The sequence below is a fragment of the Streptomyces sp. NPDC053069 genome (assembly GCF_044546895.1).
Lineage (GTDB): Bacteria > Actinomycetota > Actinomycetes > Streptomycetales > Streptomycetaceae > Streptomyces.
On sequence record NZ_JBITZN010000002.1, the window covers coordinates 454,090 to 468,313 of the forward strand.

General features: G+C 72.5%; 12 protein-coding genes. 8 read left to right on the plus strand and 4 right to left on the minus strand.

What is annotated here, in order from left to right; genetic code table 11:
- Positions 1-74: 74 nt before the first annotated feature.
- The 3 genes from ACIGXP_RS05715 to nudC all read left to right on the plus strand — a co-directional run bounded on the left by ACIGXP_RS05715 (position 75) and on the right by nudC (position 6,269).
- On the plus strand, positions 75-3,713 hold the full coding sequence (locus ACIGXP_RS05715; RefSeq protein ID WP_399764359.1) for an ATP-dependent helicase: 3,639 nt from the start codon (positions 75-77) through the stop codon (positions 3,711-3,713).
- A gap of 53 nt (positions 3,714-3,766) precedes the next feature.
- Positions 3,767-5,170 (plus strand): dipeptidase, encoded by a 1,404-nt coding sequence (locus ACIGXP_RS05720; RefSeq protein WP_399764362.1) that lies wholly within the window; start codon positions 3,767-3,769, stop codon positions 5,168-5,170.
- Positions 5,171-5,324: 154 nt separating this feature from the next.
- Entirely contained in the window at positions 5,325-6,269 is a 945-nt protein-coding gene (nudC, locus tag ACIGXP_RS05725) for an NAD(+) diphosphatase (RefSeq protein ID WP_399764365.1), read from the plus strand.
- A gap of 228 nt (positions 6,270-6,497) precedes the next feature.
- On the opposite strand, the gene ACIGXP_RS05730 is transcribed toward nudC, so the two are convergent.
- Entirely contained in the window at positions 6,498-6,755 is a 258-nt protein-coding gene (locus tag ACIGXP_RS05730) for a mycoredoxin (protein ID WP_399764368.1), read from the minus strand.
- A gap of 183 nt (positions 6,756-6,938) precedes the next feature.
- On the opposite strand from ACIGXP_RS05730, the gene ACIGXP_RS05735 reads away from it, so the two are divergent.
- The 5 genes from ACIGXP_RS05735 to ACIGXP_RS05755 all read left to right on the plus strand — a co-directional run bounded on the left by ACIGXP_RS05735 (position 6,939) and on the right by ACIGXP_RS05755 (position 10,832).
- Positions 6,939-9,134 carry an ATP-dependent DNA helicase UvrD2 gene (locus ACIGXP_RS05735; RefSeq protein WP_399764371.1) on the plus strand — a complete coding sequence of 732 codons (2,196 nt, stop codon included), beginning with the start codon at positions 6,939-6,941 and terminating at the stop codon, positions 9,132-9,134.
- A gap of 164 nt (positions 9,135-9,298) precedes the next feature.
- Positions 9,299-9,619, plus strand: a complete 321-nt coding sequence (locus tag ACIGXP_RS05740) for a hypothetical protein (protein WP_399764374.1) — start codon at positions 9,299-9,301, stop codon at positions 9,617-9,619.
- A 173-nt stretch (positions 9,620-9,792) separates the two neighbouring features.
- On the plus strand, positions 9,793-10,161 hold the full coding sequence (locus ACIGXP_RS05745) for a WhiB family transcriptional regulator (RefSeq protein WP_023546912.1): 369 nt from the start codon (positions 9,793-9,795) through the stop codon (positions 10,159-10,161).
- Complete coding sequence (locus tag ACIGXP_RS05750) at positions 10,158-10,481, plus strand: hypothetical protein (RefSeq protein WP_363218133.1); 324 nt, start codon at positions 10,158-10,160, stop codon at positions 10,479-10,481. Before ACIGXP_RS05745 ends, ACIGXP_RS05750 begins: the two co-directional genes overlap by 4 nt.
- Before the next feature lie 138 nt (positions 10,482-10,619).
- The gene (locus tag ACIGXP_RS05755; RefSeq protein WP_399764377.1) at positions 10,620-10,832 is read left to right on the plus strand and encodes a hypothetical protein; all 213 of its coding nucleotides are present in this window, start codon (positions 10,620-10,622) and stop codon (positions 10,830-10,832) included.
- Positions 10,833-10,868: 36 nt separating this feature from the next.
- On the opposite strand, the gene ACIGXP_RS05760 is transcribed toward ACIGXP_RS05755, so the two are convergent.
- From ACIGXP_RS05760 to ACIGXP_RS05770, 3 genes are read right to left on the minus strand one after another with little or no spacing between them, the layout of a single operon-like run.
- Positions 10,869-11,393 carry a hypothetical protein gene (locus tag ACIGXP_RS05760; protein ID WP_363218149.1) on the minus strand — a complete coding sequence of 175 codons (525 nt, stop codon included), beginning with the start codon at positions 11,391-11,393 and terminating at the stop codon, positions 10,869-10,871.
- 5 nt (positions 11,394-11,398) lie between these two features.
- Positions 11,399-12,769, minus strand: a complete 1,371-nt coding sequence (locus tag ACIGXP_RS05765; protein WP_363218135.1) for an AarF/ABC1/UbiB kinase family protein — start codon at positions 12,767-12,769, stop codon at positions 11,399-11,401.
- Positions 12,762-13,979 carry a TOMM precursor leader peptide-binding protein gene (locus ACIGXP_RS05770; RefSeq protein WP_399764381.1) on the minus strand — a complete coding sequence of 406 codons (1,218 nt, stop codon included), beginning with the start codon at positions 13,977-13,979 and terminating at the stop codon, positions 12,762-12,764. The genes ACIGXP_RS05765 and ACIGXP_RS05770 overlap by 8 nt, the downstream gene beginning before the upstream one ends.
- Positions 13,980-14,224 lie beyond the last annotated feature (245 nt).

The following is a 14,224-nucleotide window of genomic DNA, read 5'->3' on the forward strand; positions in this document are numbered from 1 at the left end:
TGACCTGCGCTTCTTCCTCTCGGGAGGGCCGACCCGGGCTCGACTGTCAGTCTCCGCCGCTAGCCTTTTCCGACATGCCCACCCGTATCACCGATCCCGAGCAGCTCAAGGAGCTCCTCGGCATCCCGTTCACCCCGGAGCAGACGGCCTGCATCACCGCGCCGCCCGCCCCGCAGGTGATCGTGGCCGGAGCCGGGTCGGGCAAGACCACCGTGATGGCCGCCCGCGTGGTCTGGCTGGTCGGCACCGGCCAGGTCGCCCCTGAACAGGTCCTCGGCCTGACCTTCACCAACAAGGCCGCCGGCGAGCTGGCCGAACGCGTCCGCAAGGCACTGATCAAGGCCGGCGTCACCGACCCCGATGTCATCGACCCGGACAACCCGCCCGGCGAGCCGGTGATCTCGACCTACCACTCCTTCGCCGGCCGCCTGCTCACCGACCACGGTCTGCGCCTCGGCCTGGAGCCCACCTCCCGGCTGCTCGCCGACGCCACCCGCTACCAGCTCGCCGCGCGCGTGCTGCGCGAGGCCCCCGGCCCCTACCCGGCGCTGACCCGCTCCTTCGCCGACCTCGTCAGCGACCTGCTCGCCCTCGACTCCGAACTCGCCGAACACCTCGTCGAGCCCGAGGAACTGCGCTCCTGGGACGCGGACCTGCTGGGCACTTTGCAGAACGCCAGGCTCACCAACGCCGATCTGCGCAAGGTCCCCGAGACGGCCGCGGCCCGCCGGGAACTGACCGACCTGGTCCGGCGCTACCGGGCCGCCAAGCGCGAGCGTGACCTGCTCGACTTCGGCGACCAGATCGCGCTGTCCGCCCGCCTCGCCGGCATCCCCGAGGTGGGCCGGCTGCTGCGCGAGGAGTTCCGCGTGGTGCTCCTGGACGAGTACCAGGACACCTCAGTGGCCCAGCGCGTCCTGCTGGCGGGCCTCTTCGGCGGCGGCACGGGCCATCCCGTGACCGCGGTCGGCGACCCCTGCCAGGCCATCTACGGCTGGCGCGGCGCGTCCGTCGCCAACCTGGACGACTTCCCGGCGCACTTCGCGCACCCCGACGGCCTGCCCGCCACCCGGCAGGCGCTCAGCGAGAACCGGCGCAGCGGCGGCCGCCTCCTCGACCTCGCCAACGGCCTCGCCGAGCCACTGCGCGCCATGCACGCGGGCGTGGAGGCCCTCCGCCCGGCCCCCGGCGCCGAGCACGACGGCACGGTCCGCTGTGCCCTGCTGCGCACGCACGCCGAGGAGACCGACTGGATCGCCGATTCGATCGCCCACCTCGTGCGCACCGGCACGGCCCCCGGCGAGATCGCCGTCCTGTGCCGCACCGCGACCGACTTCGCCGAGATCCAGGGCGCCCTCGTGGCCCGCGACATCCCCGTCGAGGTCGTCGGCCTGTCCGGGCTGCTGCACCTGCCCGAGATCGCCGACCTCGTCGCCGTCTGCGAAGTCCTCCAGGACCCGGGCGCCAACGCCTCCCTGGTGCGCCTGCTGACCGGCCCGCGCTGGCGCATCGGCCCCCGCGACCTCGCCCTGCTGGGCCGCCGCGCCCGCCTGCTCGTCGGCCACGCGCGCGGGGACGGCACCGACGACCCCGACCGCCGGCTCGCCGCCGCCGTCGAAGGGGTCGACCCGGCCGAGGTGATATCACTCGCGGACGCCCTCGACACCTTCCTCGAAGCACCCATGGACGCCGCGGCGGACGACGACGGGCTGCCGTTCTCGCCCGACGCGCGCGTGCGCTTCGCGCGCCTGGCCGCCGAGCTGCGCGACCTGCGCCGCTCGCTGGCCGACCCGCTGATGGACGTCCTGCACCGCGTCCTCGCCGTCACCGGCCTGGAGGTGGAGCTGTCGGCGTCCCCGCACGCCCTGGCCGCCCGCCGCCGCGAGACCCTCTCCAACTTCCTGGACATCGCCGCCTCCTTCGCGGCGAGCGACGCAGAAGCGACCCTGCTCGCCTTCCTCGGCTTCCTGCGCACCGCCGCGCAGTACGAGAAGGGCCTCGACAACTCCCTGCCCGGCGGCGAGAACACCGTCAAGGTGCTCACCGCCCACAAGTCCAAGGGGCTGGAGTGGGACGTCGTGGCCGTCCCCGGACTGGTCAAGGGCACCTTCCCCAGCGCGCAGGGCCGCGAGAAGTGGACGGCGCAGGCCAAGGTGGTGCCGCACGCCCTGCGCGGCGACACGGACACCCTGCCCGACGTCGACAGCTGGGACGCGCGCGGCATGAAGGCCTTCCACGAGGCCATGAAGGACCACCAGCACACCGAGGAGCTCCGCCTCGGCTACGTCACCTTCACCCGCCCCCGCTCCCTGCTGCTCGGCTCCGGCCACTGGTGGGGGCCCAGCCAGAAGAAGCCGCGGGGCCCCTCCGACTTCCTCCAGGCCCTCCACGACCACTGCGCCGCCGGATACGGCGAGATCGAGGCGTGGGCCGAGGAGCCCGCCGAGGACGAGGAGAACCCCGCCCTGCACTCCGCCGGCGCCGACCAGGTGTGGCCGCTCCCGCTGGACGCCGCCGCCCAGGCCCGCCGCCGCGCCGCCGCCGACACCGTCCTCGCCCACCTGGACGCCCTGGCCGCCGAGGATCGCGACCGCCCGCCGGCCGCGCACGACCCCGCCGCCCTCGACGACCCGGACTGGCCCGCACCGCCGGACGAAGAGGACGACGACCAGGACCCGTACCGCGGGGAGCCGTACGACGACGAGCCCTGTGCCGAGGACCACGACGGCGAGGGCCCGTACGGCGAGGACGTATTCGGCGAGGACCCGTACGGCGGGGACCCGTACGGCGAGGACCCGTACGGCGAGGATCCGTACGAGGGCGAGCTTCCCCGACGCGGCGGCGGACCCGAGGTGCAGGATCCCGACGCATGGGACTCCTGGAGCGCCGAGCGGCCGACCGTCCCCCACCAGGCACCCGCGCCCGGCGCACACGCCCCTCGCACCTCCGGCGACTCCACGCCCGATACCTCCCTCACCCCCGAGGAGGCCCGCACCATCGCCTCCTGGGACCGTGACCTGGACGCGCTCTCCGGAGAGCTGCTGCGGGCCCGGCAGGCCGTCACCGACGTCCCGCTGCCCGCCACGCTCAGCGCGACCCAGCTGCTGCGCCTGGCCAAGGACCCCGACGGGCTCGCGCGTGAACTCGCGCGCCCCATGCCACGCCCCCCGCAACCGGCCGCGCGCCGGGGCACCCGGTTCCACGCCTGGGTCGAAGCCCGCTTCGAGGAGCTGACGCTGCCCCTGCTGGAACCGGACGAGCTGCCCGGCAGCGACGCCGAGATCGCCGACGAACACGACCTGGAAGCCCTGAAGGAGGCCTTCGAACGCAGCGAGTACGCCCAGCGCACCCCCTACCGCATCGAGGCTCCCTTCCAGCTCACCCTCGCCGGCCGCGTCGTGCGGGGCCGTATCGACGCGGTCTACAAGCTGGGCGACGGCGACGAGGCAACGTACGAGATCGTCGACTGGAAGACCAGCCGCACCCGCACCGCCGACCCGCTCCAGCTCGCCGTGTACCGGCTGGCCTGGGCGGAGCAGCAGGGCGTGCCGCCGGAGGCCGTGCGGGCCGCCTTCCTGTACGTGCGCAGCGGCGAGGTCGTACGACCGCGGGACCTGCCGGACCGGGCCGCCCTGGAGCGCCTCCTCACGGGGGACGCCGGAACGGAGGGCGCGGGAACGGAAGACGCCGAAGCGGCACATCGGGCGACCTGAGTGTGACGAACCGCCCGCCGAGGATGCCGGTGCGGGCCGATAGGCTCGTGAACATGAGCCAGACCCCGGACAGCGCCGTCCGCACGTACATCGAGCAGCACCGCGCCGCCTTCCTCGACGACCTCACCGCATGGCTGCGCATTCCCTCCGTGTCGGCCCAGCCCGACCACGAGCCCGACGTACAGCGCAGCGCCGACTGGCTCGCCGCCAAGCTCAAGGAGACCGGCTTCCCGACCGCCGAGGTCTGGCCGACGGAGGGCGCCCCGGCCGTCTTCGCCCAGTGGCCCTCGGACGACCCCGACGCGCCCACCGTCCTCGTCTACGGCCACCACGACGTGCAGCCCGCCGCCCGCGAGGACGGCTGGGACAGCGACCCCTTCGAGCCGGTCATCCGCGGAAACCGGCTCTACGCGCGTGGGGCCGCCGATGACAAGGGCCAGGTGTTCTTCCACACACTCGGCGTCCGCGCCCACCTCGCCGCCACCGGCCGCACCGCCCCCGCCGTCAACCTGAAGCTGCTGATCGAGGGCGAGGAGGAATCCGGCTCCCCGCACTTCCGGGCACTCGTCGAAGAACACGCGGGACGGCTCGCCGCCGACGCGGTGATCGTCTCCGACACCGGCATGTGGTCCGAGGACACCCCCACCGTGTGCACCGGCATGCGCGGCCTCGCCGAGTGCGAGATCCGGCTCTACGGCCCCGACCAGGACATCCACTCCGGTTCCTTCGGCGGCGCCGTACCCAACCCGGCCACCGCAGCCGCCCGCCTGGTCGCCGCCCTGCACGACGAGCACGCGCGCGTGGCCGTCCCCGGCTTCTACGACGGCATCGTCGAGCTGACCGACCGCGAGCGCGAACTGTTCGCCGAGCTGCCCTTCGACGAGCAGCGCTGGCTGGACACCGCCAGGTCCCGCGCCCCCCACGGCGAGGCCGGCTACAGCACCCTCGAACGCATCTGGGCCCGCCCGACCGCCGAGGTCAACGGCATCGGCGGCGGCTACCAGGGCCCCGGCAGCAAGACGATCATCCCGTCGTCGGCCATGGTGAAGCTCTCCTTCCGGCTCGTCGCGGGCCAGGACCCCGACCACCTGGAGAAGGCCGTCCGCGCCTGGGCCGAGTCGCAGGTGCCCGCCGGGATCCGGCACGAGATCAGCTTCGGCTCGGCCACCCGCCCGTGCCTGACCCCGCTCGACCACCCGGCACTGCAGTCCGTGGTCCGCGCCATGGGCCGCGCCTTCGAGAAGTCGGTCCGCTTCACCCGCGAGGGCGGCTCGGGACCCGCCGCCGACCTCCAGGAAGTTCTCGGAGCCCCCGTGCTCTTCGTGGGCATCTCCGTCCCCAGCGACGGCTGGCACGCCCCGAACGAAAAGGTCGAGCTGGACCTCCTCTTCAAGGGCGTCGAGACCAGCGCCTACCTCTGGGGTGACCTGGCCGAGCACTGGCGACCCACACCCTGACCGGCCGACGCCGTACGGGCGGACAGCACAGGCGGGGCACACTGGAAGGACCGCCCCGCCGCCCCGCCCCCGCCCGGCCCGGTGCCCTCCCGCCGTACGTCCCGCCGAACCGCCCGCCGAACGAACCGCTGCCCTGGGGGAGTTGGAAGCACCCGTGACCACCTGGACCGACGACACAGCCGATCGCCCCATCTCACTGACCGCCCCGAGCGGCATCGACCGCGCCGCCCACCACCGGCTCGACGAGGCCTGGCTCGCGGCGGCGTGGAGCCACCCCACGACCCGCTGCTTCGTGGTCTCCGGCGGCCAGGTGCTCATCGACGAGACACCGGACGGCCGGACCGAACTCGTCATGACGCCTTCCTTCGAGGCCCCGCTCACCGAGGCGCACCGCTACTTCCTCGGCATCGACGAGGACGGCGTCAGCTACTTCGCACTCCAGAAGGACGCGCTGCCCGGCCGTATCGACCAGTCCGCGCGCCCCGCCGGGCTGCGGGAGGCGGGCCTGCTGCTCTCACCGCGCGACGCCGGGCTGATGGTGCACGCGGTCGGCCTGGAGAACTGGCAGCGGACCCACCGCTTCTGCTCCCGCTGCGGCGAGCGTACGGTCATCGCCGCCGCCGGTCACATCCGCCGCTGCCAGGCCTGCGGCGCCGAGCACTACCCGCGCACCGACCCGGCCGTGATCATGGCGGTCACCGACGCCGACGACCGCATCCTGCTCGGCCGCCAGGTCCACTGGCCCGAGGGCCGCTTCTCGACGCTCGCCGGCTTCGTCGAACCCGGCGAGTCCATCGAGCAGGCGGTGCGCCGCGAGGTGTCCGAGGAGGTCGGTGTGACCGTCGGTCCCGTGGAGTACGTCGCCAGCCAGCCCTGGCCCTTCCCGTCCAGCCTGATGCTCGGCTTCATCGCCCGCGCCACCTCCACCGAGATCGACGTCGACGGCGACGAGATCCACGAGGCCCGCTGGTTCTCCCGCGAGGAACTGCACGAGGCCTTCGAGTCCGGCGAGGTGCTGCCGCCCTACGGCATCTCCATCGCGGCCCGCCTGATCGAGATGTGGTACGGCAAGCCGCTGCCGACACGCAGCTTCGTCTGACCCACAGCAGGCCCGGGACACAGCAGGGCGGCCCCTGATCCATCAGGGGCCGCCCTGCTGCCGTCGCCGCGGAAACGTGGGCGCCGGTCTTCATCCGCCGCTGACCCGTCCGAGCTCATCGCGCTTCCAGCAGATCGGTGGACGGTCGAAACCAGTTCCTCTGCATGCTGTCGCAGAGCCTTCAGAGCAGAGCCTTGAGAAACCGGTCGGGGCTGCGGCTCGCGAGGGTCAGACGCCGAGCGCCTGCTTCACCTGGGCGAGGCTCGGATTCGTCATCACGACCTCAGAGCCACCATTGGTGGGAACCACCTGAACGGTCGGGACCGTCTGGTTTCCGCCATTCGCCTTCTCCACGAAAGCGGCGGACTCGGGGTCCTGCTCGATGTTGATCTCGGTGTAGGCGATGCCCTCCCGGTCCAGCTGGCTCTTCAGCCGCCGGCAGTAGCCGCACCAAGTCGTGCTGTACATCGTCACAGTCCCCTGCATGTCTCTCGCGCTCCTCAGGCAGCTGGAAAAATCGTCCGGGGGAGCCAACGTACGCGAGCCGTCGGTCATTCCCGCCGGGGGTATCCACAGGCGACTGTGACGCCTGCCGCATTCATACGACTACGGCTGCCCGCCTGTGGACAACCGACACGGCAGTCCCTTGCGACCTGGCAGCATGGCGGTGTGACAGCAGCAACGCACTCCACCCTTTTCCCGCAGACACCGGACTCGGCCGACGCGGTACTCGAAGGGCTCGACCCCGAGCAGCGCGCGGTGGCCACCGCCCTGCGCGGCCCGGTGTGCGTACTGGCCGGAGCGGGCACGGGCAAGACCCGGGCGATCACCCACCGCATCGCCTACGGAGTGCGAGCCGGCATCCTCCAGCCGTCCAGCGTCCTTGCCGTCACCTTCACCAACCGCGCCGCCGGAGAGATGCGCGGCCGGCTGCGCCAGCTCGGCGCCCACGGAGTCCAGGCCCGCACGTTCCACTCCGCCGCCCTGCGCCAGCTGCAGTACTTCTGGCCGAAAGCGATCGGTGGCGGCATGCCCCGGCTGATCGACCGCAAGATCCAGCTCGTGGCCGACGCGGCCGCGAGCCTGGGCACCCGGCTCGACCGGGGCGAGCTGCGGGACGTCACCGCCGAGATCGAATGGTCCAAGGTCACCCAGACCATCCCCGCCGACTACCCGTACGCCGCCGCGAAGGCCGGCCGCGAGGCCCCACGCGACCCCGCCGAGATCGCCCACCTCTACGCCGCCTACGAAGACCTCAAGCGCGACCGCGCCGTGATCGACTTCGAGGACGTCCTGCTGCTGACCGTCGCCGTCCTGCAGGACCGCCACGACATCGCCGAACAGGTCCGCGCCCAGTACCAGCACTTCGTCGTCGACGAGTACCAGGACGTCAGCCCCCTGCAGCAGCGGCTGCTGGAGCTGTGGCTCGGCGACCGCGACGACCTGTGCGTCGTCGGCGACGCCAGCCAGACGATCTACTCCTTCACGGGGGCCACGCCCGACCACCTCCTCGACTTCCGCACCCGGCACCCCGGCGCCACCGTCGTCAAACTCGTCCGCGACTACCGCTCCACGCCCCAGGTGGTCCACCTCGCCAACGGCCTGCTCGCCCAGGCCCGCGGCCGCGCCGCCGACCACCGGCTGGAACTGGTCTCCCAGCGCGCCCCCGGCCCCGAGCCCGTCTACACCGAGTACACCGACGAGCCCGCCGAGGCGGAAGGCGCCGCCCGTCGCATCCGCGAGCTGATCGACGCCGGTGTCCCGGCCGCCGAGATCGCCGTCCTGTTCCGTACGAACGCCCAGTCCGAGATCTACGAGCAGGCCCTCGCCGACGCCGGCGTCCCCTACCAGTTGCGCGGCGCCGAGCGATTCTTCGACCGGCCCGAGGTGCGCAAGGCCGGCACCGCCCTGCGCGGCGCGGCCCGCTTCGGTGGCAACGACTCGCTGCTGGACGACGCCGTGGACCTGCCCTCCCAGGTGCGTGCCGTCCTGTCCGGGGAGGGCTGGACCACCGAGCCGCCGGCCGGTTCCGGCGCCGCCAGAGAGCGCTGGGAGTCCCTCGCCGCTCTCGTCAACCTCGCCCAGGACCTCGCGGCCGCCAGGCCCCGCGCCACCCTCGGCGACTTCGTGGCGGAACTGGACGAGCGGGCGAACGCCCAGCACGCCCCGACCGTCCAGGGCGTCACCCTCGCCTCCCTGCACGCCGCCAAGGGCCTGGAGTGGGACGTCGTCTTCCTGGCCGGCATCGCCGAGGGCATGCTGCCCATCACCTACGCCAGGACCGACGAGCAGATCGAGGAGGAGCGCCGGCTCCTCTACGTCGGCGTCACCCGCGCGCGGGAACGGCTTCATGTCTCCTGGGCCCTGTCCCGTTCGCCGGGCGGCCGGCCGAACCGCAGACCGAGCCGCTTCCTCGACGGGCTGCGTCCCGGCACCACCGCCACCGTCGGCCACACCGGCACGGGTGCCGGCGGAAGCGTCGAACACGGGACCGTCCGGGCCGGCGCCGTCGCTCCCCGGCGCGCCCAGCGCACCCCGGCCCGCTGCCGGGTCTGCGGCCGCACGCTCACCGACGCGGGCGAGATGAAGCTGATGCGCTGCGAGGACTGCCCGTCGGACATGGACGAAGGGCTCTACGAACGGCTGCGGGAGTGGCGCGCGGTGCAGGCCGAGCGCAGCGGACAGCCGGACTTCTGCGTCTTCACCGACCGCACGTTGATGGCCATCGCCGAGTCGCGGCCCGAGAGCCCTGCCGAACTCTCCCGCATCCCCGGCGTCCTCAGCCGCAAGCTGCGCAGCTACGGAACCGATGTCCTGGCCATCTGCGCAGGCCAGGAGGCCGGGGAAGCCGACGAGGACGACTGATGCCAACTCGTCGAAAAAATAGTTTGCGCATGCCCCAGCAATCCCCATAGGTTCTAGGCACGGATGCAGCGGCCTTCTCGAAGGCCCCAACTCCGTGTTGTACTTGCATATCCGAACGGACTGGCTCACCCCAGTCCCAGAGACGCCGAGAGGAGGCGAGTCCAGTGATCAGCATCAACACCAGCACCATCAGCACGGCCAAACTGACCGATCGCTCGGCCGTCTCCCTGTGCATGCTCGGCGCCTCCTCCCAGGGCACCGGTCTGTCCGGCATTCGTGCCGCCCGCCCGGCGTCCTCCCTCGCTCTCGCGGATCTTCCCGTCCGTGAGCGCAATGAGCGACCGACCAAGGCACTGGAAGCGGTAGCGGCACAGGCGCAGGCCTATGCCTTTGCGGCGGCCGGTGCCGGATTCCGGAAGCAGACGACGCAGCACCACCAGATGTGGGCCTTCCGTGGGCCAAAACCCTGGAGTGATCCAGCCTGATCCGATCAGGCCGGCGCCTTCAGGGCCGCGGAACCCCATCCGGGATCCGCGGCCCTTCTGTTTTCCCCAAATCGGGGACGACGGAGCGGAGGGGCCTCGGGACAAGAAAAGAACCCGGTACCAAGCCGACACCCGGTCAACCGGCCGGAACGACCAGACGAGGAAGACCAACCGTGCAACTCGAAGCGCACGCCCCGTCCGTACCGCCTTCGCAAACGATCCCCCCGCCCGGCCTCACGGAGGACTCCACCTTGACCCCCCTCACCGCGCTCACCGCGCTCGACGACGCCATCGAGAACCTCGGCGTACCCGTCCCCTGCCGCTCCTACGACCCGGAGGTCTTCTTCGCCGAGTCGCCGGCGGACGTCGAGTACGCCAAGTCCCTCTGCCGCACCTGCCCGCTGATCGAGGCCTGCCTCGCCGGTGCCAAGGAGCGGCGTGAGCCCTGGGGCGTCTGGGGTGGCGAGCTGTTCGTCCAGGGTGTCGTCGTTGCCCGGAAGCGGCCGCGTGGTCGCCCGCGGAAGAACCCGGTCACGGCATGAACACCGCAGGAACGATCGACCGTCCCCTCACGCACGACCCCAAGAAGCAGGCCCCGATGAAGCCGTCCACCAGCGAGCTCGCAGGCTCCGCGACCCCAGACGTCACCACCACCAGCGCCACCGAAGCGCGCCAGAACAGGACCCGGGAGATGCAACTCATGCAAGAAGCCCTGGCTCGTGCGCATATGCACGAGCGACTCCATGACGCCGCGCGGGAACGCCGGGCCGTGCGCCTGGCGGTCGCCCAGCGGATGCAGCGCAGGGCCGAGCGGGCCTCGCTGCGCGCCCGGCGCGCGCTCGCCATGGCGGTCATGCAGTAACGATCACACCTGAGAAGCGGTGGCCTCCCGGCCCGTCGGGGGGCGAAGCCTTCTGCGCGGGGGCCGGTCCGGCCGAACGGACCGGCCCCCGCGGTGCGTTGTCCGGCGATCGGCCGTCGGCGGAGTTATCGTCGCCGGGTGACGAGTCCTCCCGGAGGAAGTGATCAGGGCGGCTCCACTCCGGAGCGCCGTGTGCTCGTGTGCGCCCGCTGCGGCACCGCCGCCGACGGCGCCCCGCCGACCACCTGGACCTGCTCCGTGGAGAACGGCATCCGCCAGTACTTCTGCGACACCTGCTCCCGGGAGAACCTGAGGGCGATCGAGGGGCGCCTGGACTCGGCCTGGTGGTGAGCGAGGCTCTCCGGCCGCTCCCACCGGACCGTCAGGTCATGAACTGCCGGACGGACGCCGAACTGTTCGCCAGCGGGGGGCCTCGTCGTCGGGGTCGTCCGGAGAGGCGAAGTGGAACGGCACCCCGAGGTGGTCGGCCAGAGCCCGGCCTGCCTCGGCGGCAGCGGCGCTCGGAGAGGGCCCGCCCCGGCGGCGGTAGACGGTCGCCAGGTGGCCATCCCCCGCCGGGTCGTCCAGGACGGCGATCAGGAGTACGAACCACTCATGGACGGTGTCGCCGTCCCAGACGGCCTCGATCGCAGCGACCCGTCCCGGGTGGGCGGCAACCCGGGCAGCGAGTGAGGGCAGGTCGAGCGGATCGGGCGGCCGGTGCTGCACTCGGTCGCCGAGGGCCTCGTAGCGCGCGTAGACGAGCAGCTCCGCCTCGTGAAGGCTGAGCCCCAGCGGGCGCAGGGCCTCCCACGTGGTCTTCAGCGCCGCCATCCGCCGGTCGCGCAGCACGTCCGCGTCGATCTCTCGGCGACGCTGTTCGTCCAGGTGGGACCAGCCGATGCCGCCCATGGGGCTCACGCCTCCGCCGCCGGCTCTGCCTCGCTCAGGTCTTCCGCGGGCACGAAGCCCGGCAGCCACTCCTCCAGTTCCTCGCGCAGCCGTACCGTGGCGCCCAGCTGGCACAGGACGCCGATCGTGCTCAGGGTCACCCGGTGGATCAGCAGATAGGCAGGCGGCAGGTTCAGCCGCTTGCCCAGCTGGTAGGCGGGGGAGCGGGGGTCGGCGATGCGGGCCGCCTGGCTGCGCATCCAGGTGCGGGTGAAGGTGAACGCCTCGACCCGGGCCGGTTCGATGATCGGCAGCAGGTAGTCGAGGACCGCGTCGGGGTCCAGCTCTATGGACTCCTTCACGAAACCTTCGTCGCAGAGCATTTCGTAGACCGACTCGGCTTCGCCGTCCAGCGTCATGCGGAGGGAGGTGCCGATCGGCAGAGGCAGGCCTCCGGGCAGCCGGTCGACCGTGCCGAAGTCGAGGACTCCGAGGCGCCAGTCGTCCTCGCCGTCCGGGCCGCCGGGCAGCAGCCGGAAGTTGCCCGGGTGCGGATCGGCGTGGAGCAGGCCGGTGCGGGCCGGGCCCGAGAAGAGGAAGCGGGCCAGGAGCTGGCCGGCCCGGTCGCGCTGCTCCTGGGTGCCGTCCGAGATCACCTCCGACAGCGGGATGCCGTCGATCCACTCGGTCACCAGCACCTGCTCGCACTGGTGCACCACCGCCGGGACCACCACGTCCGGGTCGTCGGTGAACTCCTCCGCATGGGCGGACTGGGCTTGCGCCTCCAGTGCGTAGTCCAGCTCCTCGGAGACGCGGTCCTTCAGCTCCGCAATCAGCGGCTTGATGTCCATGCCCGGGATCAGCGGCCCCAACAGGCGGGCGAAGCGGCTCAGTTGTCCCAGGTCGGAGAGCAGGGCCTCGCCGGCGCCCGGGTACTGCACCTTGACCGCCACCTCACGGCCGTCGTGCCACACGGCCCGGTGCACCTGTCCGATCGATGCGGCGGCGGCCGGCTTGTCCTCGAACTCCTCGAACAGATCGCGCCAGTCCGGACCCAGCCGCTCGTCGAGCACCGCGTGCACGGTGCGGGTCGGCATGGGCGGTGCCGCCTCCTGGAGCTTTGTCAGGGCCGCGCGGTAGGGACCGGCGATCTCCTCGGGCAGCGCCGACTCGAAGACGGACAGGGCCTGCCCGAACTTCATCGCGCCGCCCTTCAGCTCGCCGAGCACCTTGAACAGCTGCTCCGCGGTGCGCTGTTGCAGTTCCCGGCCGACGATCTCCGCGGACTCGCCCACGATCCGCTTGCCCAGCCCCCAGGTCGCCCGTCCGGCGAAGCCGAGCGGGAGCGCGGCGAGCTTGGCGGTACGGGTGACCGCCTTCCGGGGAAGATCAGACATGCGCCCTCCAAGTCCCAGTCGGCCGCGCCTCGCCTGTCCTGCGTCGCCGCTTCGCCGACGGCCGTTGCACCGCCATTGTCGCGCGCCGTTCGCCGTCCGGTGAGGAGTGCTCCCCCTTCTTACCTCTCCGCGCCGCACCGCACCCGCATCCCGGATGCGGCCGGACCGGTCGGTCGTGCCAGTCCAGGCCGGGCAGGGACACCTCCCAGCGGGTGCCCACGCCGGACGGGGACTGCCCGTCGAGAAAGGCCAGCGCATGCGCCGCGGCCAGCCCCGCGACCGCGGTGGCCAGCGTCACATCGCAGGCGCCGACCCGGCGGCCCTTCGGGGACCGCCACTGGGCGGTCAGCCGGAGCCAGGCCGGGTCCCGGTCGCAGCGGTCGAGGTGCAGGCAGCCGGCGCAGCCCGACTCGCCGGGCAGGACGAGCGGGCCCACGACGCCTGTGCCCTCGACCACACCGGCGTACAGGTGCGGTGTTCCGGCGGTCATGAGCGGCTCGGTGTCGGCCGGGTCGGGTGCGTGCACGGCCACGTCGTCCCGTGGCGCGAGGATGACCAGGGAGAGCCCGGCGTCCTGGGCGCCGGATCCGGGGGAGTGGGTGTGGCGCGGTGGGCGGTGGGGTGCCGCGCGGCGCACGGCGGCGCGCGCCGCCGTCTCGCGGCGGTCGCCGAGCGACTCGGCGGGCAGTCCGCCCGGGGCCAGGTCCCACGCTTCGACGCGTCCCGCGTCGCGCACGTCGACCTCGCCGACCCCGGCGCCCGACAGCACCGACGCCAGTACGGCGCCGACCCGCCCCGCGCCCCGTACCTGCACGCGCAGCGCGCGGCGGGCGGCGAGCCGGGCGAGCGCGGCGCCCGGCTCGGCCGTGGTCAGGGAGAGCGCGGCGAGGTCGGGGCGCAGCCGCCGCAGGACGTCCTCCTTCTCGCGCAGGGCGTCCGCGGCCGGTCCGCCGCCGCGCGCGTCGTCGACCAGGCCCGCGCGGGTCAGCCGTGCCAGCAGGGTGTCGACACGGCCGTCCGGCAGGTTGAGGCGGCGGCCCTCCTCGCGCAGCAGCGGCAGCCCGCGCGTGCCGTTGAGCAGGTCCAGGAAGCCGCTCGTCGCCGGGTCCAGCGGGCCCAGCGTCAGCGCGTGCGCCGGCGTCATCCCGAACTGCACGGTGTCGCGATCACGCCAGCCGCGCCGCAGCGCGGGTTTCATCACCGGATGCATGGCTGGCTCCCGTATCCGTGGAAGGCATTGCGGACCTCTCGTCGCCCGCGGAGCCGGTCCTGCTCCGCCGACGTCTGCCAGCATGCCGTGCCGGTCCGTCCGGCGCCGGGAGTTATCCACAGGCCGGGCACGTTTGTCATATAAGCCTGCCGATAAAGGGCATTATTCCTGCCGTAAACGGGATAAAACGGATGGGCGGATCAGTCGGAGGAGTCATAGGAATCAAACGCATGGTGGGGGTTCCG